The following is a 21,344-nucleotide window of genomic DNA, read 5'->3' on the forward strand; positions in this document are numbered from 1 at the left end:
GCTCCGTGTTCGGGGATACGGTGGACAGCGTGACTCTCGACCTCCTCTCGCTGTACCAGGACCTGCACGCCCACCCGGAGCTCGGCTTCCAGGAGCACCGCACGGCCGGCGTGATCGCCGACCGGCTCGCGGAGCTCGGCGGCATCGAGGTCACCACGGGCGTGGGCGGCACGGGCGTCGTCGGCGTCCTGACGAACGGCGACGGCCCGGTCGTGTGGCTCCGCGCCGACATGGACGGACTGCCCGTGCAGGAGCGCACCGGCCTGCCGTACGCCAGCGCGCACACCGGGCAGGGCGACGACGGCACCGAGGTCCCGACCATGCACGCCTGCGGGCACGACATCCACGTCACGTGGTTGCTCGGCACGCTCGAGCGCCTCGTCGACACCCGTGACGCCTGGCACGGCACGGTCGTCGCCGTGTTCCAGCCGGCGGAAGAGGTCATCTCGGGCGCCCGGTCGATGATCGAGGACGGCCTCGTCGAGCGCTTCCCGGCACCCGTCGTCGTGCTCGGGCAGCACTCAGCACCCGCGCCCGTCGGCATCGTCGCGGTCGGGTCGGGCCCGGTGATGGCGTCGAGCGACCGCCTCACGGTGACCTTCAACGGCCGGGGCGCGCACGGTTCGGCGCCGCAGGCCTCCCTCGACCCGATCGTCACCGCGGCCAGCGCCGTCGTGCGGCTGCAGACCGTGGTCTCGCGCGAGGTGTCCCCGTCGGACGCCGGCGTCGTCACGGTCGGCAGCTTCCACGCGGGCACCCGGCCGAACATCATCCCCGACCAGGCCGTCATCGAGATCTCGACGCGTGCCCGCAACGAGGAGACCCGTGAGCGCATCATCGCCTCGATCGAGCGCATCGTCCGCGCCGAGAGCGACGCCGGCGGGCTGCCCGCTCCCACCATCGAGCGTGCACCGGGCGCCGAGGTCACCGTCAACGACGCCGAGGCGGCCCAGCGCGTCCTCGAGGCGCTCCGCGGTGCCGTGCCGGACGCCCGCGACCTCGAGATCGGCCTCGCGATGGCGTCGGAGGACGTCGGCCAGCTCGCCACCGCGGCGGGGGTGCCGCTCGTGTACTGGTTCACCGGGATCACCGACCCGGAGCTGTTCCGCCGGGGCGAGGAGATCCCGAGCAACCACTCGCCGTTCTACGCGCCGCAGGCCGAGACCGCGATCCCGGTCGGGGTCGACGCCCTGACCGCCGCGGCCCGCGCGTACCTGTCCTGACCCGGGGCGCGGCGGGCGGGAGATCCACAGCCAACGCACGCCGCGCCTCCCGGCTCGACCCCTAGGGTGCTGCCCATGCGAACGTCCCGAACCCTGATCGCCGCCGTCGCCGCCGGCATCGCCCTCGCCGGGCTGACCGGCTGCTCGTCCGAGTCCGTCCAGCAGGCCACCGACCTCGGGTCCTCCGTGGCCTCCGACGTGTCCGAGGCTGTGCGGGGGATCGACGGCCGAGCGATCCAGGACGGCATGGCCTCGGTCGCGGGCGGGATCGACGGCGCACTCGACACGGCGCTCAAGGGCGCGGACGTCACCAGCGACGGCCAGGTGCCCGAGGGCTTCCCGACGAAGGAGGTCCCGCTCGTCGACGGCACCGTCCTCGGCGGGGGAGCGGGGCCGAACGGGTCCGGCTGGGTCGTCCAGGTGCGCGCCGGGTCGGTCGACGACTTCACCGCGGCGACCGACCGGCTGACCGCGGCCGGGTTCACCGAGTCGGCGAAGCGGGCGGACACCAAGAGCGCCTTCGGCATGTTCCGGAGCGACGCGTACCGGGTGGTGCTGACCGTGTCGGACGGCGACGGCGGCGTCACCGCGACGTACATCGTCACGCCCCGCTAGCGAAGTACCCTGGGGGACGATGTCCAAGGTCCCCGCCACGCGCCCCGAGCGCGTCCTGTTCGTGCACGCCCACCCCGACGACGAGACCCTCTCGACCGGCGGGACGATCGCGACGCTGCTCGAGCTCGGCGCCGAGGTGACCGTGCTGACCGCGACGCGGGGCGAGCGCGGGGAGATGCTGACCGCCGTCCTCGCGCCCCTCGCCGGCGACGGACCCCGCGTGGCCGCGCACCGCGAGACCGAGATCGCCGCGGCGCTGGCCGCCCTCGGCGGAGCCCGGCACCTGTGGCTCGGCGGACGGGGTGCCCGGCCGACCGACCTGCCCGAGCGTCGGTACACGGACTCGGGGATGCAGTGGGGACCGGACGGCCGAGCCGCCGCCGCCGACGACGCCCCCGCGGACTCGCTCACCGCGGCCGACCTCGGTGAGGTCGTCGACGACGTCCGCGCCGCGATCCGGTCGACGGGCGCGGACGCGGTGGTCAGCTACGCGGACGACGGCGGCTACGGCCACCCGGACCACGTGCGCGTGCACCACGCGGCCCGGTACGCCGCGAAGGCCGAGGAGGTCCCGTTCTCGATGGTCGTCGACCCGACCACGACCGAGGCCGACCTGACGGTCGACGTCGTGCCGGTCCATGCGAAGGTCCGCGCCGCCGTCGAGCAGTACCGCTCGCAGGTCGCCGTCGACCGCGAGGACCCGGCCGACCCGACGGCGCTGTCGTGGGTGATGCCGCACGGCGTCCGGCAACACGCTCCCGCCGTCGAGGCCTACCGGTACGACGCCGACCCGGTGCCCGCGACGCCGCAGACGTACGCGGAGCTGAGCCGGCAGGGGAAGATGACCGCGGTGGTCGTCGCCGCCGTGCTCGGGCTCGTGACGGGCGCACTCGGCACCGTGACGCACCAGCAGTCCCTCGGCGGGTTCCCGGTCGGCATGGTGCTCACGACGCTCATCGTGGTCGGCCTGGCGGTGGGCCTGCGCCTGCTCTCCCGGTCGCGCGTGCTCGTCGCGGCGTTCGGGATCGCCGTGATCGTCGCGACGCAGGTGCTCGTGTCCGTCGGCGGCCAGTCGTCGCCGCTCGTGCTCGCGAACGCCGCCGGGTACGTGTGGACCTTCGCGCCGGCGCTGATCACCCTCCTCGCGCTCGCATGGCCCGACCTCTCCGGGCTGCGGTCAGGGGCCTCGCGGCCGCGCGAGTAGACTCGGACGCGCTCAGTCGAAGGGAGCACCCGCACCGTGACCTACGTGATCGCTCAGCCCTGTGTCGACGTCAAGGACCGCGCCTGCATCGACGAATGCCCGGTCGACTGCATCTACGAGGGTGACCGGTCGCTCTACATCCACCCCGACGAGTGCGTGGACTGCGGTGCCTGCGAGCCCGTCTGCCCGGTCGAGGCGATCTACTACGAGGACGACCTCCCCGACGAGTGGGCCGACTACTACAAAGCCAACGTCGAGTTCTTCGCCGAGGTCGGTTCCCCCGGCGGTGCCGCGAAGGTCGGTGTGATCCACAAGGACCACCCGGTCGTCGCCGCCGAACCGCCCCGCGGCTGAGCCGGAGCGTCCCGTGCCGCTCGACCTCCCCGACTTCCCCTGGGACCAGCTCGTCCCGTTCAAGCAGCAGGCCGCCGCGCACGAGGGCGGCATCGTCGACCTCAGCGTCGGCTCGCCGGTCGACCCCACCCCCGCGATCGTGCGGACGGCCCTGACCGAGGCCACCGACGCCCATGCCTACCCGCAGGTCGCCGGCACCCCGGCCCTGCGTGAGGCCATCGCCGAGTGGTACGGCCGTCGGCAGGGCGTGACCCTCACACCGGAGCAGGTCCTCCCGACGATCGGCTCGAAGGAGTTCATCGCCGGACTCGCCCTCTGGCTCGGCCTCGGCCCGGGCGACACGGTCGTCTTCCCCGAGGCGGCCTACCCGACGTACGAGCTCGGTGCCGCGCTGGTCCGAGCCGAGGCGCTCGCCTCCGACGACCCCGCCGTGTGGCCGGACAGCACGAGGCTGGTCTGGCTCAACTCCCCGGGCAACCCGGACGGCCGGGTGCTCGGCGTCGAGCAGCTCCGCGCCGCGGTCGAGCGGGCGCGCGGACTCGGCGCCGTGATCGTGGGCGACGAGTGCTACGCCGAGCTCGGGTGGGAGCCCCCGTACGACGCCGAACCGACCCCGTCGGTCCTCGACCCCCGCGTCGTCGGGGACTCGGTCGACGGCGTCCTCAGCGTCTACTCGCTGTCGAAGCAGTCCAACCTCGCGGGCTACCGGGCGGCGTTCGTCGCCGGCGACGAACGGGTCCTCGCCGAGGTCCTCGCCGTCCGCAAGCACACCGGCATGATGCCGCCGCTGCCGGTGCAGCACGCGATGGTCGTCGCCCTCGCCGACGACACCCACGTGCAGCAGCAGAAGGCGCGCTACCGGACCCGGCGGAACATGCTCCGCCGGGCACTCGACCAGGCCGGCTTCCGGGTCGACCACAGCGAGGCCGGGCTGTACCTCTGGGCAACGCGGGGCGAACCCGCGCTCGACACCGTCGCGTGGCTGGCCGAACGCGGCATCCTCGTCGCTCCCGGCACCTTCTACGGCACCGCGGGTGCCGAACACGTACGGATCGCGCTCACCGCGACCGACGAGCGGATCGCCGCGGCCGCGCAGCGGCTGGCGAGCGGCAGCCGGGTCCGCACGGTCTGACCCGACCGGCCACGGAGCGGACGCGCGCCGGGAGACGGCGGTGATCCGTGCCTCCCGACCGGCTCGCGCTCCGGACACAATCCGCGGTTCCCACCAATTCCGAGGCCGCTCCTGGTGCACGAGCCACAGTGGGCGCGATTAGGCTGTCACCGTGACTGACACTGCCGATGATGCTCAGAAGACGGCCACACCGCCCACCACGCCCGTCCCCGTGAGTCCCGCTGCCGAGGAGCAGACGGCGACCGCGACGCTGACGTACCCAGGTGGCACGGCGGAGTTCCCGATCCTGCCGAGTGTCGACGGGGCGTCGGCGATCGACATCTCGACGTTCAAGAAGCAGACCGGCATGAACACGCTCGACTACGGGTTCGTGAACACCGGCGCGACGAAGAGCGCCATCACCTACATCGACGGCGACCAGGGCATCCTGCGCTACCGGGGCTACCCCATCGACCAGATCGCCGGGAACTGCACGTTCCTCGAGGTCGCCTGGCTCCTCATCTACGGCGAGTTGCCGACCGACGCCGAGCTCGAGCAGTTCGACGCCCGCATCCGCCGCCACACCCTGCTGCACGAGGACCTCCGTCGGCTGTTCGACGCCCTGCCCCACTCGGCGCACCCGATGTCCGTGCTGTCGAGCGCCGTCAGCGCGCTGTCCACGTACTACGAGGACGACATGGACGTCGACGACCCGGAGAAGGTCGAACTGCAGACCGTCCGGCTCCTCGCGAAGCTCCCGGTGATCGCCGCGTACGCGCACAAGAAGGCCATCGGCCAGGCCTTCCTGTACCCGGACAACAAGCTGTCGTTCGTCGACAACTTCCTCCGACTGAACTTCGGCACGATGGCCGAGACGTACGAGCCGAACCCGGTGCTGTCGAAGGCGCTCGAGCGGCTCCTGATCCTGCACGAGGACCACGAGCAGAACGCCTCGACGTCGACGGTGCGGCTCGTCGGCTCGACGAAGGCGAACATGTTCGCGTCGATCTCCGCGGGCATCAACGCACTGTACGGGCCGCTGCACGGCGGTGCGAACGAGGCCGTGCTCGAGATGCTCCAGCAGATCAAGGACTCCGGCGAGCCGGTGTCGCGCTTCGTCGAGCGGGTGAAGAACAAGGAGCGCGGGGTGAAGCTCATGGGCTTCGGGCACCGCGTCTACAAGAACTACGACCCGCGGGCGAAGCTCGTGAAGGAGTCCGCGCACGAGGTCCTCGACTCCCTCGGGGTGCAGGACGACCTGCTCGACATCGCGATGGAGCTCGAGCAGATCGCGCTCGAGGACGAGTACTTCGTCAGCCGGAAGCTCTACCCGAACGTCGACTTCTACACGGGCATCATCTACAAGGCGATGGGCTTCCCGCCGCGGATGTTCACCGTCCTGTTCGCGATCGGGCGCCTGCCGGGGTGGATCGCGCAGTGGCGCGAGCTGAACAACGACCCGCTGAACAAGATCGGGCGCCCGCAGCAGCTCTACGTGGGGCACCCGGAACGCGACGTGCCGAAGCGCTGAGGCGCGCGGCGCGGCGCGACCGCCCGTCGGCGGAACCAGGTTCCGGACACAGCACCACGGACTTCCGTGGTGCTGTGTCCGTTCAGCGGTGCACGACGCTCGCACTGGAGGCGCGGTGCCCGTCCCGCAGACCGGCACCGCGCCTCCGGGCGGTCGCCTAGGCGTGCAGGGCCGTGTTGAGCTGGATGCCCTGCCCCTGACGCTGCAGCGCCTCGACGGCGCCGGTGAGCGAGTTGCGGCGGAACAGCACGTTCGGCACACCGGAGAGCTCCGCGGCCTTCACGGTGCGGGGCGTGCCGTCCGGCGACGGCGCTGCGCCGACGAGCACCACCTTCGTGCCGGCGGTCACGTAGAGGCCTGCCTCGACCACGGAGTCGTCGCCGAGCGAGATGCCGAGTCCGGCGTTGGCGCCGAGGAGGGCACGCTCGCCGAGGGACACCCGGTGCGTGCCGCCGCCGGACAGCGTGCCCATGATCGACGCGCCACCGCCGATGTCCGTGCCGTTCCCGACGACGACGCCCTGGGACACGCGGCCCTCGATCATGGCGTCGCCGAGGGTGCCGGCGTTGAAGTTCACGAAGCCCTCGTGCATGACCGTCGTGCCCGGGGCGAGGTGCGCGCCGAGGCGGACCCGGTTGGCGTCACCGATGCGGACGCGGTCCGGCACGACGTAGTCGAGCAGCCGGGGGAACTTGTCGACGGCGTGGACGCCGATCCCGGCGCGCTGCAGCGACGGACGGAGCCGGGCCAGCGCCTCCGGGTGCACGGGGCCGGCGTTCGACCACGCGACGATCGGCAGGTGGCCGAAGACCCCGTCGAGGCTGATCGTGTTCGGCGCGACGTGCAGGTGGCTGAGCAGGTGCAGGCGGAGGTACGCGTCGGGTGTGCTCGCCGGGGCCGCGTCGAGGTCGATCGCGACCGTGACGGCCTCGATCCGGACCTCGCGCCGCGGGTCGTCGCCGACGTGCGCCTCGAGCTCGGGCGGGAACACCGCGTCGGCGGGGAGGGCGCCGAGGTGGGTCTCGGGGTACCAGGTGTCCAGGGTGGTGCCGTCGGCGGCGATCGTCGCGAGGCCGTGGCCCCAGGCGGCGGTCGGGCGGTCGGTCGGTGCGGTCGTCTCGGTCACCGCACCAGGGTAACGAGCGGTCACGCGGGGCGACCGTCCACCCGGACTGGTGGGGCGGGGCCGGTAGGGTGACGGCATGCCGGAGCTGCTCGACCTCACCGCCTCGTCCATCGACATCACGCGTGCCATCTGCGACATCGAGTCGGTGTCCGGCAACGAGGGCCGGCTCGCCGACGCGATCGAGGCGACGCTCACGCCGCTCGGCCACCTCGACGTCGTGCGCGACGGCGACGCGATCGTGGCACGGACCCACCTGGGCCGGGAGCGCCGGGTCGTCATCGCCGGGCACATCGACACCGTCCCGCTCAACGGCAACCTGCCGAGCGAGTTCCGCACCGCAGAGGACGGCACCGAGATCCTCTGGGGCCGGGGCACGGTCGACATGAAGGCGGGCGTCGGCGTGCAGCTCAAGCTCGCGTACGACCTCGTCGCCCCGAGCGTCGACGTCACCTGGGTGTTCTACGACCACGAGGAGGTCAGCGACTCCCTGAACGGCCTCGGTCGGCTCGCCCGCACCCGCCCCGAGCTCCTCGCCGGCGACTTCGCGATCCTCGGGGAGCCGTCCGGGGCGCAGATCGAGGGCGGTTGTAACGGCAACCTGCGCGCCGAGGTCCGCACGTTCGGCAAGCGATCGCACAGCGCCCGGAGCTGGATCGGCGACAACGCGATCCACAAGACCGCCCCGATCCTGGCGACCCTCGCCGCGTACGAGCCGCGCACCGTCACGGTGGACGGGCTCGAGTACCGCGAGGGCCTGAACGCCGTGGGCATCTCCGGCGGCATCGCCGGCAACGTCATCCCCGACGAGGCGATGGTGCACGTGAACTACCGGTTCGCCCCCTCGCGCTCGGCGGACGAGGCGGTCGCGCACATCCGCGAGCTCTTCGACGGGTACGACGTGCAGATCGTCGACCTCGCCGCGGGTGCCCGTCCGGGGCTCGACGCCGCGCTCGCGCAGGACTTCGTCAGCGCGGTCGGCGGTCCGGCTCCGCGCCCGAAGTACGGCTGGACCGACGTCGCGCGCTTCTCCGCCCTCGGCGTGCCGGCGGTGAACTACGGTCCGGGCGAGCCCGTGTTCGCCCACCACGACGACGAGCAGGTGCCCGTCGAGCAGATCACCGCGGTCGAGGACGGCCTGCGTCGGTGGCTGACGGCCTGACGACGACCGGGGCCATCCGACAGCGCCGCAGCCGCGCCCGGTTGCGGGCGCGGTACCGGGTCGTGCCGTGGTGGCTCCGGATCACGGTCGTCTACGTCGCGGCCCGCTTCGTCACCGGTGCGCTGATGCTGGCGTTCGCGCGGGTGCAGACCGCGAACTCGTTCACGCTGCAGCACCCGTCGTACCTGTCCTTCGCGTCGATCTGGGACGGTGCCTGGTACCGGGTGATCGCGGCGAACGGCTACCCGTCGACGCTGCCGATCGACGCCTCGGGGCACGTGACCGAGAACGCGTGGGCGTTCATGCCCGCGTACCCGTTCCTCGTCCGCGGTCTCACCGCTCTGACCGGGGCGCCCTTCGAGGTCGCCGCCGTCGGGGTGTCCCTGCTCGCGGGGTGGGGCGCTGCGCTCGTGTTCCGCCGGCTCATGGGCCGGTTCCTCGACCCGGCGCGGGCGACGTTCGCGACGGTGCTGTTCTGCGTCGCGCCCGTCTCCGCGATGTTCCAGGTCGCCTACGCCGAGTCGATGGGACTGTTCCTGCTGCTCGTGGCGCTCCTGCTCGCCGTCGACCGACGGTGGTGGACGATGCTGCCCGTCGTGCTCCTGCTCGGCATGACCCGGCCGACCGGGCTCGCGTTCGCGCTGTTCGTCCTGCTGTTCCTCGTCACGTGGGCGGTGCGCCCCGCCTGGGTCCGCGAGTCCGGTCCGCTGACGCTCCGGGCCGCGGTGCCCCCCGCGGTCGTCGCGGTCGTGTCGGGGCTCGTCGGACTCGCGTGGCCGGCGATCGCGTGGGCCGTGACCGGCGTGCCGAGGGCGTACACGGACACCGAGCTCGCCTGGCGTTCGTCGTACATCGGCTGGCGTGAGCTCGTGCCGTTCACCCCGTGGGTGCAGGGGGTCGGCTGGTGGTTCCGGCAGCCGACCGGCACCGTCCTGCTCGTGCTGGTCCTCGTCGGGTTCGCCGCCTTCGTGGCGATGCCGGCCGCACGACGGATCGGCCTCGAGCTCCGGCTCTGGTCCGTGGCGTACCTCGTGTACCTGCTCGCGGTGTTCTTCCCGCAGTCGAGCACCTGGCGCATCCTGCTGCCGATCGCGCCGCTGCTCGGGATCGTGGCGCTGCCGCGGTCACGCTGGTACCGCGTGGTCCTCGTGGTGGTCAGCATCGGGTTGCAGTGGGTGTGGCTCGACCACTGCTGGTGGATCGACGGCTACGACTGGACCCCGCCGTGATCGGCTTCCGGGGCTTCGCCGCCGACGGCTGACGAGCCGACGTCCGTCGGACGCCAGGCTGCGGCGGCCGTCACCATCGCGTTCACCGTCGCGATGAACGGCACCGCGAAGAACGCTCCGACGACGCCGGCGACGGTGGTCCCGGCGGTGACCCCGAGCACGACGCCGAGCGGGTGCACCTTGACCGCCGTCCCGGTGAGGAACGGGTGCAGCACGTGGCTCTCGAGCTGTTGCACGGCGATCACGACGGCGAGCATCACGAGCGCCGGCACCCAGCCGTTGAACACGAGGGCGATCACGACTGCGAGGGTGCCCGCCACGATCGCGCCCACGACGGGCACGAACGCGCCGAGGAACACCACGACCCCGATCGGGATCGCGAGGGGCAGGCCGAGCGCGAGCGCGCCGATCACGATGCCGAGGGCGTCGGTGACCGCGACGATGAGCTGCACGCGGATGAAGCTCGTCAGGGTCTTCCACCCGGCGTGCCCCGCGACGTCGATCCGCGGTCGGGCACGACGGGGGAACAGCCGCACCACCCACGACCAGATCCGACGGCCGTCGATGAGCACGAACAGCGTCGTGAACACCACGATGAAGAGGCCCTCGAGCGCGTGCACGAGCCCGAGCCCCGCGGCGCCGAACCCGGACAGGATCGACGACGCGTGCTTCTCGATGAACGACGTCGCCTCGGACACCCACTTGTCCAGGTCCGCCGTGGTGATGCCGAACGGCTGCGTGTCGAGCAGGGACTGCAGCGACTGCACGCTGTGGTGCAACCGCCGTTCGAGCGAGGGCAGGTCGTACCGGATCTGCGCCGTGACGACGAGTGCCAGCACGCCGATGACGACGACCGCCAGGAAGCAGGAGAGCACCGCGAGCCACTTCGGCCACCGGTGCCGCTGCAGGAACGCCGACATCGGGGCGAGGAGCGCGCAGAGCAGCAGGCCGATGCAGAACGGCACGACGATGTCCTGCAGCAGGACGACGGCGGCGACCACCACGGCGAGGGCCCCGAGCACCACGAGCATCCGCCACGAGAACGCTCCGGCGACCTTGACGCCGTCGGGCAGGGCGTCGTCGACCACCGTGCGAGGGCGTGGATCGGACGTGGAGCGGCTGTTCGGCATCCGCGCAGGCTACGGAGCGGAACCGCGAGAACGACGCGTTTCGTCACCCCGATGCTGGGGGGTTTCGCAGTTCCGCCTCTGATACGGGATAATGGGTCTGCATGTACTGCACGAAAGGGGACATCTGATGGCAGCGATGAAGCCGAGGACCGGTGACGGGCCGATGGAGGCTGTCAAGGAGGGTCGACTCATCATCGTGCGGGTTCCGCTCGAAGGTGGAGGCCGCCTGGTGGTCTCGGTCAACGACGCCGAGGCCAAGGAACTCCACGACGCACTGGCAGAGGTCGTCTCGGCCTAGTACGTCGAAGCACCACGCCGGAGGGCCCGGAGCGCGTACGCTCCGGGCCCTCCGTGCGTCCCGACTGCCCGCAGTGCGTCAGGATGGGCGGGTGCCCCGCACCAGACTGCCCGTCCGCCGCATCGAGGAGTACGCGCCCGACCCGCTCCCGCGCGGGACCTGGCCGGCGACGCTCGCGCCGGTGCGGCAGGTGCTCGACGAGGGGCTCGACCTCGACCCCGTGACGGTCTTCGTCGGCGACAACGGCGTCGGCAAGTCGACCCTCGTCGAGGCGATCGCCCTCGCGTACGGCATGTCGCCCGAGGGCGGTTCGACGATGTCCGGCCACTCGACCCGCCCCACCGAGTCGCAGCTCTGGGAGCACCTCGTCCTCGTGCGCGAACCCGGCGCACCGAGGAGCGGTTTCTTCCTCCGCGCTGAGACGATGCACGGGTTCTTCACGTACCTCGAGGAGCACGGCGGCCGTGGCGACGAGCCGCGCTTCCACGAGCGAAGCCACGGCGAGTCCTTCCTCGACTTCGTCATCGACCGGTCGCGGTGGCCCGGACTGTGGATCCTCGACGAGCCCGAGTCGGCGCTGTCGTTCTCCGGCTGCCTCGCGCTCATCGGGCTGCTGCAGTCGGTCGTCGAGACCGGTGTCGGACAGGTCGTGCTGTCGACGCACTCGCCGGTCCTCGCGGCGTTCCCGGGTGCGGTCGTGCACGAGGTGGGGGAGTGGGGGCTCCGGCGCACCGCGTGGGGTGACCTCGACCTGGTGCGCGACCAGCGGGCGTTCCTGGCCGCCCCGGAACGGTACCTGCGGCACCTGGGGTGACCCGCGCCTCCAGACCGGTGACGCAGCGCCGACCGGTCGGCTCCGCTAGGCCGAGACCTTCGTCATCTGGAGCAGCCCGTCGCCCGCGGGCGACAGCGCACTGATGACGGCACCCGACGTCGACACCTCGGTGAGCAGCAGCCGGAAGTCCGTCGTCGCACGATCCCGCTTGACCGGGTCCGCCACACGACCGCGCCACAGGGCGTGCGGCACGAGCACGGTGCCGCCGACCCGCGCGAGCCGGAGCCCGTGCTCGACGTACTCGATCACGTGCTCCGGGTCCGCGTCCACGAGCACCACGTCGTACGACGCCTCGTTCATGCGCGGCAGCACCTGGTTCGCACGGCCCGGGATCAGCCGGATCCGCGACGGTGCGGTGCCCGCTGCGATGTAGGCGTCACGGGCGTACTGCTGGTGGTCCACCTCGACGTCGATCGTCGTGAGGGTGGCGTCCGGGGCACCCCCGAGCAGGTACAGTCCGGAGACCCCCAGGCCCGTGCCGATCTCGATGATGCTCGTCGCCCGCGAGGCCGCCGCGATCACGCCGAGCTGCGCTCCGATGGCGGGGGAGATCGCCTCGACCCCGAGTTCCAGGGAGTGCTCGCGAGCACGGGAGATCGCCTCCGACTCCGAGACGATGTCCTCGGCGAACTTCCAGTTCGACTCTTTCTCTGACACGCACACTCCGTTCGGGGTCCAACTCTACGGGTGCCGCAGGGTGTGGACGGGTTACGCTCGTACCGTGTTCGACGGCTTCGAGAAGTTCCTGGTGATCGGGATCATCGCCGTCCTCGTGCTCGGGCCGCAGCGGCTCCCCACGTACGCACAGAAGCTCGCCGAGTTCGTCAAGGCCGTCCGCCGGTTCGCCGACACCGCGAAGGACCGGATGCGCGACGAGATGGGTCCGGAGTTCGACGAGATCGAGTGGCAGAAGCTCGACCCGCGGCAGTACGACCCGCGCCGGATCATCCGCGACGCACTGCTCGACTCGGGGTCGTCGGCGAGCGTCGCGACGGTGGAGGCCGCACAGGTCACGGCGTCGAAGGTGCGCGCGAAGGCCCCGACGGTGCCGCTCGCCGTCGGCGAGGCCGCGCCCTTCGACAGCGAGGCGACCTGACGCCCGACCTCGCACGAGGGCGTTGACACGACAACTGGCATACAACATCCTGAGTTCTGTACATCGGACAGAACGAAGGAGTTCCCATGAGTCGTCACCGCACCGTCCTCACCGCCCTCGTCGCGGCCGCGGCGGTCGCCTTCCTGCCCGTCGCACCCGCGAGTGCGGCCGTGGCTCGCTCGACACTGCCGCAGAGCGCGTTCGCCGACGGTGTCCTCGTCGCAGCCGGTCCGGAACGCACCAGCGCCGTCGCGGCGCCGCCTGCCGCGGGGCAGGAGCGGACGTTCACGACCTACCGGGTGATCGACGTCACGAAGACCGAGAACGCCGTCGGGAGCGCGACCATCGCTCGCTGCGTCGCGGCGACGGCGGGCGGGCAGTGCTCGATCTCGGCCGGCGTCCTGGTGTCTGCGACCGTCGGTGTGACGCTCGGCGCGACCGTGCAGATGGTCTCCGCGCAGTTGAGCGCGAACGTGACCACGCAGGTGTCGCTCACCGTCGGGTGCACGTCGCCGGTGATGGCCGCGGGGCAGTCGTGGGATGCGCACCCGGTCGGGACGGCCTACTCGTACCGGATCGAGCGGTGGAACCTGTTCACGGGGACGACGCGCTCCGGCGTGCTCACCGCGTTCGTGCCGGACGCGAACGGGATCGCCTGCGGCCTGTCCTGACCCGGACTGGAGGCGCGGTGCCGGTCGGTGCCGCGGCTCGCGTCCGCCGCGGTGCGGGCTGGTGCCCGTTCCTTCCCATGACGGGCGCGATGGGAAGTGGGATCGGGCCCGAACCCCGGGGTGCCGGTCCTCAGTCCTTCGTGGCGACGATCGTGTACGTGGTGGGCATCCGGTCGCGGTCCCGGGCCGGCCAGACCCACGAGCCGGCGCCGTCCTCCTCCATCCGGGCGCTGAACCGCCACGGCAGGCTCTTGCCCTCGTCGAGCCGTCGGAGCCGCAGTCCGGCGCCGAGCAGCGCGTTCACGATCTCGGACAGCGGGTGCGGCCACTCGTACGTGCGGCTGTTCGCGACGGCACCCTCGCCGACGTAGGTGCTCGCGTCGTCCCACTGCTGCGCCGTACCGTCCGGGAAGTACCGGTACCGGGTGACGAGCTCGTCGGCGTCCTCGTCGAGGGCGTACAGCGCCGGGTGGCCGTCGCGGATGAAGAACACCCCGCCGGGCCGCAGCAGCGCGGCGACCTGTGCCGCCCAGCGCTCGAGGTCGGGGAGCCAGCAGATCGTGCCGATGCTCGTGTACACGACGTCGAAGTCTCCGACGACGGCCGCGCGGGCGTCGAGCACGTCGGACTCCACCCACGTGACCCCGAGCCCGAGGCGGTCGGCGAGTCCGGCGGCCGAGGCGAGTGCCGCGGCGGAGAAGTCCACGCCGGTGAGCCGGGCGCCCTCGCGGGCGAGCGACACCGTGTCGGTGCCGATGTGGCACTGCAGGTGGCAGACGTCGAGCCCGGCGAGTGAGCGCTGGGGCAGCCAGGGCGTCAGGGCGGGGAGGTCGTCGCGGACCACGTCGGAGCGGTGGTCCGGGTCGGTGAGGACGTCGATCGCGTAGGCGCCCTCGTGGATCGGGACGCGGTCGTCCCAGTTGGCGCGGTTCGTGGCGCGCGCGTGGTCCCAGTCGACGCTGACGTGGTCGGTGCTCATGCGACGAGCCTAGGACAGTGCCCGGCGGTGGCCCGGCGGGGACCGAGCCGGGGGAACGTCCGCCGGGCCTCAGGACAGCGAGAGGCCGAGCTTGCGGCCCGCGAGCCCCCGGCCGAGCGCCGTGACCCGGTCCGCGATCGCATCGAGCGCCACCGCCGCGGGGTCCTGCGGTGCACCGAGCACCACGGGCACCCCGGCGTCGCCGCCCTCGCGGAGCGGGACGGACAATGGCACGCTGCCGAGCACCGGCACGGGGGCGTCCTGCCCACGGGAGAGCCTGACCGCGGTCTCGGCGCCGCCGCCCTCGCCGAAGAGGTGCAGCACGCTGCCGTCGGCCTGCACGAGCCCGGCCATGTTCTCGACGACGCCGATCACGCGCTGCCCGGTCTGCCGGGCGACGATCCCGCTGCGTTCGGCGACGTCGGCGGCGGCGGCCTGGGGTGTGGTCACGACGAGGACCTCGGCGTGGGGGAGGAGCTGGCCGACGGAGATCGCCACGTCGCCGGTGCCGGGCGGCAGGTCGAGCAGCAGCACGTCGAGGTCGCCGAACCACACGTCGGAGAGGAACTGGTTGACGGTCCGGTGCAGCATCGGGCCACGCCAGGACACCGCGGTCGAGACGTCGTCGACGAACATGCCGATCGAGACGACCTTCACGTCGTGTGCGACCGGCGGCAGGATCATGCTGTCCACCCGCGTCGGGCGTGGGGCGACGCCGTTCGCGTCCGTGAGCCCCATCAGCCCCGGGACGCTGAAGCCGTGCACGTCGACGTCGACGACCCCGACCCGCTGCCCCTTGGCCGCCAGCGCCGCGGCCAGGTTGACCGTCACGGTGCTCTTGCCGACGCCGCCCTTGCCGCTCGTCACCGCGATCACCCGGGTGAGCGAGTCGGGCGTGAACTGCACGCCGCGGGGACGCCCCGCACGGAGCCGCTCCGTCAGCGCCGCCCGGGTGGCCGGGGACATCACGTCGACGGCCACGTCGACCGACGCGACCCCGTCCACGGAAGCCGCGGCGGCGCGCACGTCGCGCTCGATCGTGTCGGCGGCCGGGCACCCCACGATCGTGAGCTGCAGGTCGACGCGCACCGCGCCTCCCGGCCGGACGTCGACCCCACGGATCATGTCGAGCTCCGTGACGGGCCGGCGGATCTCCGGATCGACGACGCGACCGAGCGCAGCGAGGACCGCCGCACCGAGCCGCTCGTCGGGGTGCTGTGGCTCAGCCACGGGTGCGGGCGCTCCCCGCCTCGTCGTCGAATGCCTCGTCCGCGTCGCGGCGGTCGAGCTCCTCGAGCAGGGACCGGAGTTCGGCCCGGATGAAGTCCTTCGATGCCATCTCGCGCATGGCCAGGCGGAGGGCGACGACCTCGCGCGCCAGGTACTCGGTGTCGGCGAGGTTCCGCTCCGCGCGCTGCCGGTCCTGCTCGAACTGCACGCGGTCGCGGTCGTCCTGTCGGTTCTGCGCGAGCAGGATGAGCGGCGCCGCGTACGACGCCTGCAGGGACAGCACGAGCGTCAGCGCGGTGAACCCGATCGCTGCCGAGTCGAACTGCCACGACTTCGGGGCCAGCGTGTTGTAGCCCATCCAGACCACACAGAACAGCGTCAGGCCGACCAGGAACCAGGGCGTGCCCATTGCACGCGCGATGCCTTCGGTGGCACGACCGAAGGTGTCGCCGCGACCACGGCGGCGGCTCGGGAGCACGCGCGTACGCATGCCCTTCGGGGAGTCCAGGCGCTCCTGGCGGGCATCATCCGTTCGGGCCACGGGTGGTCCTCCTTCCCGTCGTCACGGGCGTCTTGCGCGGGCGTTGGCGTGGGAGCGGTGAGGGTTCCCCCTCGCCCTGACTTCGCCAGTCGTCCGGCAGGACGTGGTCGAGGACATCGTCGATCGTCACCACCCCGACGAGTCGGTGGGCGTCGTCGACCACGGGGACCGACAGCAGGTTGTACGTCGCCATGATGCGGGTGACCTCGGCAGCGCTGGCGTCGACCCGCACCGGCTCGGTCTGCTGGTCGATGAGCGTGCCGAGTCGTTCGTTCGGCGGGTACCGGAGCATCCGCTGGAAGTGCACGAGCCCGAGGAACCGGCCGGTGGGCGGCTCGTACGGCGGCAACGTCACGCAGACCGCGGCGCCGAGCACCGGGGCGAGCTCGTGCCGTCGGACCAGGGCGAGCCCCTCGGCCACCGTGGCGTCCGCCGAGACGATCACCGGCTCGGTCGTCATCAGACCACCGGCCGTGTCCGGCTCGTACTCCAGGAGCATGCGGACGTCCTGCGCCTCCTCGGGCTCCATCAGTTCGAGGAGGGCTTCGCTGCGCTCGTCGGAGAACTGTGCGAGGACGTCGGCCGCGTCGTCCGGCTGCATGTGGTCGAGGACGTCGGCGGCGCGGGCGTCCTCCAACCGGGTGAGGATCTCGATGCGCTGCTGGTCGGGCATCTCCTCGAGCACGTCGGCGAGCCGCTCGTCCGGCAGCTCCTCGGCCACCTCGAAGCGACGCTCCTCCGGCAGGTCGAGCAGGGTGCTCGCGAGGTCCGCCGGCAGCAGGTCGGAGTAGGCGGCGATCACGTGCTCGGCGGACTGGGCCTCGCCGGGGAGTTCGTCCTCGGTGACCTCGTTCCACCCGGCGAAGGTCGTCGGGCCCTTGCCGAACGGGGACGGCGTCGTCTTCGGCTTGCGGAGGAAGAGCTGCGACACCTCCCAGTCGCCCTGGCCGCGGTCCTCGATCGCGACGTCCTCGACGGTCGCGCGGATGCGGTCCTTCTTGATGAGCACCTTGCGGCCGAGCATCTCGGCGATCACCCGGACCTCGCCACCGCGCTGCTCGAAGCGGCGCATGTTGACGATGCCGGTCGTGATGACCTGGCCGGCACCGATCGAGGTGATCCGGCCGATGCTCACGAAGATGCGGCGTTTGCCGGGCACCTCGACGATGAGTCCGACCACGCGCGGGGCGTCGACGCGGCGGTACACGACGAGGACGTCGCGGACGCGGCCGACGCGGTCGCCCGCGGGGTCGAAGACGGAGCACCCGGCGAGGCGGGCGACGAAGACCTTCGTGGCGCTCACCCGTCCAGCGTAGTCGCTGGCTCACGGGCTCCGCGCACCCCGGTGCCTCCCGGGAGCCGTACGTGCGATCGCAAGGTGTCCGGTGGATGATGGCTGGGTGAGCAACCAGAGCCCGTTCGCCGGACGCACCGCCCAGGCCTTCCCGACGCTCCCGCGCGGGGACGTCCTCGGCACCTACGAGAGCTACCCGGACGCCCAGCGCGTCGTCGCGAAGCTCGCCGAGGCGGACTTCCCCGTCGCGAAGATCTCGATCGTCGGCAACGACCTCAAGACCGTCGAGCGGGTCACCGGCAAGATGACCTACGGCCGCGCGGCCGTCGCGGGTGCGCTGTCCGGGCTCTGGCTCGGGTTCTTCTTCGGCATCGTGCTGACCCTGTTCTCACCGTCCGCCGGCGGGCTGTTCTTCGCCGCAGCCGTGATCGGTGCCGCGTTCGGCATGCTCTACGGCATCGTCTCGTTCGCGATCACGAAGCGGCAGCGCGACTTCACGAGCGTGCACCAGGTGCTCGCCACGAACTACCAGATCGTCGTCGACCCGCAGCTCACCGGGCAGGCGCAGCAGATCCTCGGCAAGGCGGGCGTCGCGCCGACCACGCACTGGAATCCGGGCACGCCCGGTGCGCCGAGCGTGGGCGGACCGGGTGCGGGCGGCCAGGGCGGCCCCGGCTACGGCCAGGGCGGTCCGGGCTACGGCCAGGGCGGTCCGGGCGCAGGACAGCAGGGCGGCCCCGGGTGGCAGGGCCAGCCGCCGCAGCAGCCGTGGCGGCCGGGCCCGAACGACCCCCGCGGCGGGCAGCAGGGATCCCCCTACGGCGGTCACGCCACACCCCACCAGCCTGGAGGCGCGCAGCACCCCGGCACATCGGCTCCCGCCCCGCAGGCGGGCGCGCCACGCTACGGCACCAACGAGGGGCCGCGGTACGGGGAGACCCAGGCGAACGGGGGAGCTGCGGCGACTCCGGCTCCGGCCCCCGCGCAGCCGCGTGCCGATGAGCCGCCGCGCTACGGCGAGCGCGTCGGTGGGGCGACGCCGTCCGCGCGCCAGGAACAGCCGGCCGAGCGTCCGGAGTCCGAGGACGACACTCGCAGGTCGGACGACGACCGCAACTGACGCTGCTGCGGCGACGCACGCGCAGGACGCGGGCTGCGGCTTCGCCTCGCTCGCCCGCCGAGCGGGCGGGAGCCGACCGGCCGCGCTCGCCTGCCCAGCGGGTAGGACATGCCGCTCGCGTTCGGCGCGCGGGCGGTTCCCGTCGCCGGAGCGCGTCGAGCGTGACAGATGTTGCGCGCTCGGCGGGGGTCAGCGCCCTCCTGACGCGTCGGCCGAGCGGGTAGGACATGCCGCCCGCGTTCGGGGCGTGGGCGGTTCGCGTCGCCGGGGCGCGTCGAGCGTGCCAGATGTTGCACGCTCGGCGGGGGTGAGCGGCCCTCCTGACGCGTCCGCCGACCGGGTAGGACATGCCGCTCGAGTTCGGCCCGTGGGCGGTTCGCGTCGCCGGAGCGCGTCGAGCGTGACAGATGTTGCACGCTCGGCGGGGGTCAGCGCCCTCCTGACGCGTCGGCCGACCGGGTAGGACATGCCGCTCGTGTTCGGGGCGTGGGCGGTTCCCGTCGCCGGGGCGCGTCGAGCGTGACAGATGTTGCACGCTCGGGCGCCGGGCGTTCGGTCCTGCCGGGTCAGAGCACCTTCGAGTAGCAGACCGAGAGCGGCGCCCCGACGTACGGCCCGAAATTGGCGATGCGCGAGAACCCCTCGCGCTCGTAGAACCCGATCGCTCGCTTCTGCTCCGTGCCGGTCTCGAGTACCAGCGCGGGTGACCCGAGGTCGACCGCCGCCTCCTCCAGCCGCCGGAGCAGCGCGGCCGAGACTCCGGCGCCCCGGGACTCCGGCCGGACGTACATGCGCTTGATCTCGGCGATGCCGTCCTGCACGATCCGCAGCCCGCCGCAGCCGAGCGGGGTGCCCTGCTCGTCGCGTGCGAGGAAGAACACCGCGATCGACTCCGCCGTCGGCTTCTCGCCAGGCTCGGTGTCGCCGCCGTACGCGCGGTCGATCTCCAGACGCTGCGCGGCACGGAGGCGCTGCGCGTCGGGGGAGTCGAAGTGCTCGACGTCGATCGCCAGTTCGACGGGGACGCCGGCCGCGGTGCCGGGCGTGGTCTCGGGTGTGGTCGTCACCCGCTCAGGCTAACGGCCGGAGCGGGCGATCCACCCCTCCACTTCCGAGGGGGTCCGGGGGATCCCGACCGACAGGTTCTCGGCGCCGTCCTCGGTCACCAGGACGTCGTCCTCGATCCGGACGCCGATGCCGCGGAACTCCTCGGGCACGGTGAGGTCGTCCTGCTGGAAGTACAGTCCGGGCTCGATCGTGAAGACCATGCCGGCCTGCACGACGCCGTCGATGTACATCTCGCGGCGGGCCTTCGCGCAGTCGTGCACGTCGAGGCCGAGGTGGTGGCTCGTGCCGTGCACCATGTAGCGGCGGTGGAACTGGTTGTCGGGCTGCAGCGACTCCTCCGCCGTGCCGGGCAGGAAGCCCCACTCGGCGGTCTTGCGGGCGATGACCTCCATCGCGGTCGCGTGCACCTGGCGGAACGTGATGCCCGGCTTGACGATCGCGAACGCGGCGTCGGCGGCTTCGAGCACGGCCTCGTAGACCATGCGCTGCACGTCGGTGAACGTGCCGGACACCGGGAGCGTGCGGGTGATGTCGGCGGTGTAGAACGAGTCGACCTCGACGCCGGCGTCGATCAGGATGAGGTCGCCCGGCTGCACGGCGCCGTCGTTCCTGGTCCAGTGCAGGATGCAGGCGTGGTGGCCGGACGCGGCGATGGTGTCGTACCCGACGGTGTTGCCGTCGGCACGGGCGCGGCGGTTGAAGGTGCCCTCGACGATGCGCTCGCCGCGGGGGTGCGCGAGGACCTGGTCGAAGTCGGCGATGACGTCGTCGAACCCGGCCTTGGTCGCCTCGACCGCCTTGCGGAGCTCGTGGACCTCGTACGCGTCCTTCACGAGGCGCAGCTCGGAGAGGTCGCGCGCGAGGACGTCGTCGGTGGCGGGTGCCGCGTCGGTCTCGGCAGCACCGCCGACCGGGCCGCCGAGCCGCTCGTCGAGCGCCCGGGTGAGGTCGGTGTCGGCGTCGCGGACCACGAGCGCTGCCGCGTCGAGGCCGTCCACCACGGCGTCGAACGCACCGAGGTCGGCGGTCGCGATCCCGAGGTCGGCGGCGACCTCGTCGAGGGAGGGACGCGGTCCGACCCAGAACTCGCCGATCTCCGGGTTGGCGTAGAACTCCTCGGAGTCGCGGCCGGCGGTGGCGCGGAAGTAGAGCGTGGCGTCGTGTCCCGAGCCGTTCGGCGTCATCACGAGCACGGAGCCGACGACGGTGTCGGTGCCCCACCCGGTGAGGTGCGCGAACGTGGAGTGCGGACGAAACGGGTAGTCGCAGTCGTTCGACCGGACCTTCGCCTGGCCCGCGGGGACGACGATCGTGCGACCCGGGTGCAGCTCGGAGATCCGGGCGCGGCGCTCGGCGGCGAACGCGGCCTGCTCACGAGGCTCGGGCAGCGGACGCTCGCGCTCGGCCCACTGGGAGCCGATGTGGTCCTTGAACGTGGAGGAACCCGGGGTCGTGGAACGGTTGCTCGTCGCGCGGGGAGTGGAGTCGGCCATGCCCCCATCATCGCACCGCCGCGAGCACCCCGGCCGG

General features: G+C 72.2%; 22 protein-coding genes. 13 read left to right on the plus strand and 9 right to left on the minus strand.

Features of this window, described 5'->3' with window-relative positions:
* The first annotated feature begins 29 nt into the window (after positions 1 to 29).
* From ACY3FI_RS04175 to ACY3FI_RS04200, 6 genes are all read left to right on the plus strand, one after another.
* Positions 30 to 1,223 carry an amidohydrolase gene (locus ACY3FI_RS04175; RefSeq protein WP_462549494.1) on the plus strand — a complete coding sequence of 398 codons (1,194 nt, stop codon included), beginning with the start codon at positions 30 to 32 and terminating at the stop codon, positions 1,221 to 1,223.
* Positions 1,224 to 1,298: 75 nt separating this feature from the next.
* Positions 1,299 to 1,838, plus strand: a complete 540-nt coding sequence (locus tag ACY3FI_RS04180; RefSeq protein ID WP_462549495.1) for a hypothetical protein — start codon at positions 1,299 to 1,301, stop codon at positions 1,836 to 1,838.
* Between the two features lie 19 nt (positions 1,839 to 1,857).
* The gene (locus ACY3FI_RS04185) at positions 1,858 to 3,042 is read left to right on the plus strand and encodes a PIG-L deacetylase family protein (RefSeq protein ID WP_462549496.1); all 1,185 of its coding nucleotides are present in this window, start codon (positions 1,858 to 1,860) and stop codon (positions 3,040 to 3,042) included.
* 36 nt (positions 3,043 to 3,078) lie between these two features.
* Positions 3,079 to 3,396, plus strand: a complete 318-nt coding sequence (fdxA, locus tag ACY3FI_RS04190; RefSeq protein WP_462549497.1) for a ferredoxin — start codon at positions 3,079 to 3,081, stop codon at positions 3,394 to 3,396.
* A gap of 13 nt (positions 3,397 to 3,409) precedes the next feature.
* Entirely contained in the window at positions 3,410 to 4,528 is a 1,119-nt protein-coding gene (gene dapC / locus ACY3FI_RS04195; RefSeq protein ID WP_462549498.1) for a succinyldiaminopimelate transaminase, read from the plus strand.
* 211 nt (positions 4,529 to 4,739) lie between these two features.
* Positions 4,740 to 6,038: a citrate synthase gene (locus ACY3FI_RS04200; RefSeq protein WP_462550307.1), complete on the plus strand. Its 1,299-nt coding sequence runs from the start codon at positions 4,740 to 4,742 to the stop codon at positions 6,036 to 6,038.
* Between the two features lie 157 nt (positions 6,039 to 6,195).
* Here ACY3FI_RS04200 and dapD read toward each other — a convergent pair whose 3' ends face one another.
* Positions 6,196 to 7,164 carry a 2,3,4,5-tetrahydropyridine-2,6-dicarboxylate N-succinyltransferase gene (gene dapD, locus ACY3FI_RS04205; RefSeq protein ID WP_462549499.1) on the minus strand — a complete coding sequence of 323 codons (969 nt, stop codon included), beginning with the start codon at positions 7,162 to 7,164 and terminating at the stop codon, positions 6,196 to 6,198.
* 76 nt (positions 7,165 to 7,240) lie between these two features.
* On the opposite strand from dapD, the gene dapE reads away from it, so the two are divergent.
* Both dapE and ACY3FI_RS04215 read left to right on the plus strand, forming a co-directional pair.
* On the plus strand, positions 7,241 to 8,323 hold the full coding sequence (dapE, locus tag ACY3FI_RS04210; RefSeq protein ID WP_462549500.1) for a succinyl-diaminopimelate desuccinylase: 1,083 nt from the start codon (positions 7,241 to 7,243) through the stop codon (positions 8,321 to 8,323).
* A complete protein-coding gene (locus tag ACY3FI_RS04215; RefSeq protein WP_462549501.1) occupies positions 8,308 to 9,552 on the plus strand; it encodes a putative hexosyltransferase in 1,245 nt (414 codons plus the stop codon). Before dapE ends, ACY3FI_RS04215 begins: the two co-directional genes overlap by 16 nt.
* On the opposite strand, the gene ACY3FI_RS04220 is transcribed toward ACY3FI_RS04215, so the two are convergent.
* Complete coding sequence (locus ACY3FI_RS04220; protein ID WP_462549502.1) at positions 9,531 to 10,682, minus strand: AI-2E family transporter; 1,152 nt, start codon at positions 10,680 to 10,682, stop codon at positions 9,531 to 9,533. The genes ACY3FI_RS04215 and ACY3FI_RS04220 overlap by 22 nt on opposite strands.
* Positions 10,683 to 10,809: 127 nt before the next feature.
* On the opposite strand from ACY3FI_RS04220, the gene ACY3FI_RS04225 reads away from it, so the two are divergent.
* Positions 10,810 to 10,980 carry a DUF3117 domain-containing protein gene (locus ACY3FI_RS04225; protein WP_017887054.1) on the plus strand — a complete coding sequence of 57 codons (171 nt, stop codon included), beginning with the start codon at positions 10,810 to 10,812 and terminating at the stop codon, positions 10,978 to 10,980.
* 91 nt (positions 10,981 to 11,071) lie between these two features.
* Positions 11,072 to 11,794 carry an AAA family ATPase gene (locus ACY3FI_RS04230; RefSeq protein WP_462549503.1) on the plus strand — a complete coding sequence of 241 codons (723 nt, stop codon included), beginning with the start codon at positions 11,072 to 11,074 and terminating at the stop codon, positions 11,792 to 11,794.
* Positions 11,795 to 11,839: 45 nt separating this feature from the next.
* Here the strand turns inward: ACY3FI_RS04230 and ACY3FI_RS04235 are convergent, their stop codons facing one another.
* Positions 11,840 to 12,472, minus strand: coding sequence for an O-methyltransferase (locus ACY3FI_RS04235; RefSeq protein WP_462549504.1), 633 nt, complete (start codon positions 12,470 to 12,472; stop codon positions 11,840 to 11,842).
* Positions 12,473 to 12,536: 64 nt separating this feature from the next.
* Between ACY3FI_RS04235 and ACY3FI_RS04240 the strand changes: the two genes are divergently transcribed.
* Together ACY3FI_RS04240 and ACY3FI_RS04245 are read left to right on the plus strand one after the other, a co-directional pair.
* Entirely contained in the window at positions 12,537 to 12,911 is a 375-nt protein-coding gene (locus ACY3FI_RS04240) for a twin-arginine translocase TatA/TatE family subunit (RefSeq protein ID WP_462549505.1), read from the plus strand.
* Between the two features lie 86 nt (positions 12,912 to 12,997).
* On the plus strand, positions 12,998 to 13,582 hold the full coding sequence (locus ACY3FI_RS04245; protein ID WP_462549506.1) for a hypothetical protein: 585 nt from the start codon (positions 12,998 to 13,000) through the stop codon (positions 13,580 to 13,582).
* A gap of 130 nt (positions 13,583 to 13,712) precedes the next feature.
* Here the strand turns inward: ACY3FI_RS04245 and ACY3FI_RS04250 are convergent, their stop codons facing one another.
* The 4 genes from ACY3FI_RS04250 to ACY3FI_RS04265 all read right to left on the minus strand — a co-directional run bounded on the left by ACY3FI_RS04250 (position 13,713) and on the right by ACY3FI_RS04265 (position 17,635).
* Positions 13,713 to 14,561: a class I SAM-dependent methyltransferase gene (locus ACY3FI_RS04250; RefSeq protein ID WP_462549507.1), complete on the minus strand. Its 849-nt coding sequence runs from the start codon at positions 14,559 to 14,561 to the stop codon at positions 13,713 to 13,715.
* Between the two features lie 69 nt (positions 14,562 to 14,630).
* Positions 14,631 to 15,791, minus strand: a complete 1,161-nt coding sequence (locus tag ACY3FI_RS04255; RefSeq protein WP_462549508.1) for a P-loop NTPase — start codon at positions 15,789 to 15,791, stop codon at positions 14,631 to 14,633.
* Positions 15,784 to 16,332, minus strand: coding sequence for a DUF1003 domain-containing protein (locus tag ACY3FI_RS04260; protein ID WP_462549509.1), 549 nt, complete (start codon positions 16,330 to 16,332; stop codon positions 15,784 to 15,786). The genes ACY3FI_RS04255 and ACY3FI_RS04260 overlap by 8 nt, the downstream gene beginning before the upstream one ends.
* Positions 16,316 to 17,635: a magnesium transporter MgtE N-terminal domain-containing protein gene (locus ACY3FI_RS04265; RefSeq protein WP_462549510.1), complete on the minus strand. Its 1,320-nt coding sequence runs from the start codon at positions 17,633 to 17,635 to the stop codon at positions 16,316 to 16,318. Before ACY3FI_RS04265 ends, ACY3FI_RS04260 begins: the two co-directional genes overlap by 17 nt.
* A 97-nt stretch (positions 17,636 to 17,732) precedes the next feature.
* Here ACY3FI_RS04265 and ACY3FI_RS04270 point away from each other — a divergent pair, with 97 nt between their 5' ends.
* On the plus strand, positions 17,733 to 18,746 hold the full coding sequence (locus tag ACY3FI_RS04270) for a YflT domain-containing protein (protein ID WP_462549511.1): 1,014 nt from the start codon (positions 17,733 to 17,735) through the stop codon (positions 18,744 to 18,746).
* Between the two features lie 566 nt (positions 18,747 to 19,312).
* On the opposite strand, the gene ACY3FI_RS04275 is transcribed toward ACY3FI_RS04270, so the two are convergent.
* Both ACY3FI_RS04275 and ACY3FI_RS04280 read right to left on the minus strand, forming a co-directional pair.
* Positions 19,313 to 19,813, minus strand: coding sequence for a GNAT family N-acetyltransferase (locus tag ACY3FI_RS04275; RefSeq protein ID WP_462549512.1), 501 nt, complete (start codon positions 19,811 to 19,813; stop codon positions 19,313 to 19,315).
* A 9-nt stretch (positions 19,814 to 19,822) separates the two neighbouring features.
* The gene (locus tag ACY3FI_RS04280; protein ID WP_462549513.1) at positions 19,823 to 21,307 is read right to left on the minus strand and encodes an aminopeptidase P family protein; all 1,485 of its coding nucleotides are present in this window, start codon (positions 21,305 to 21,307) and stop codon (positions 19,823 to 19,825) included.
* Positions 21,308 to 21,344: the final 37 nt, after the last annotated feature.

The sequence above is a fragment of the Curtobacterium sp. RM9 genome, assembly GCF_054956955.1.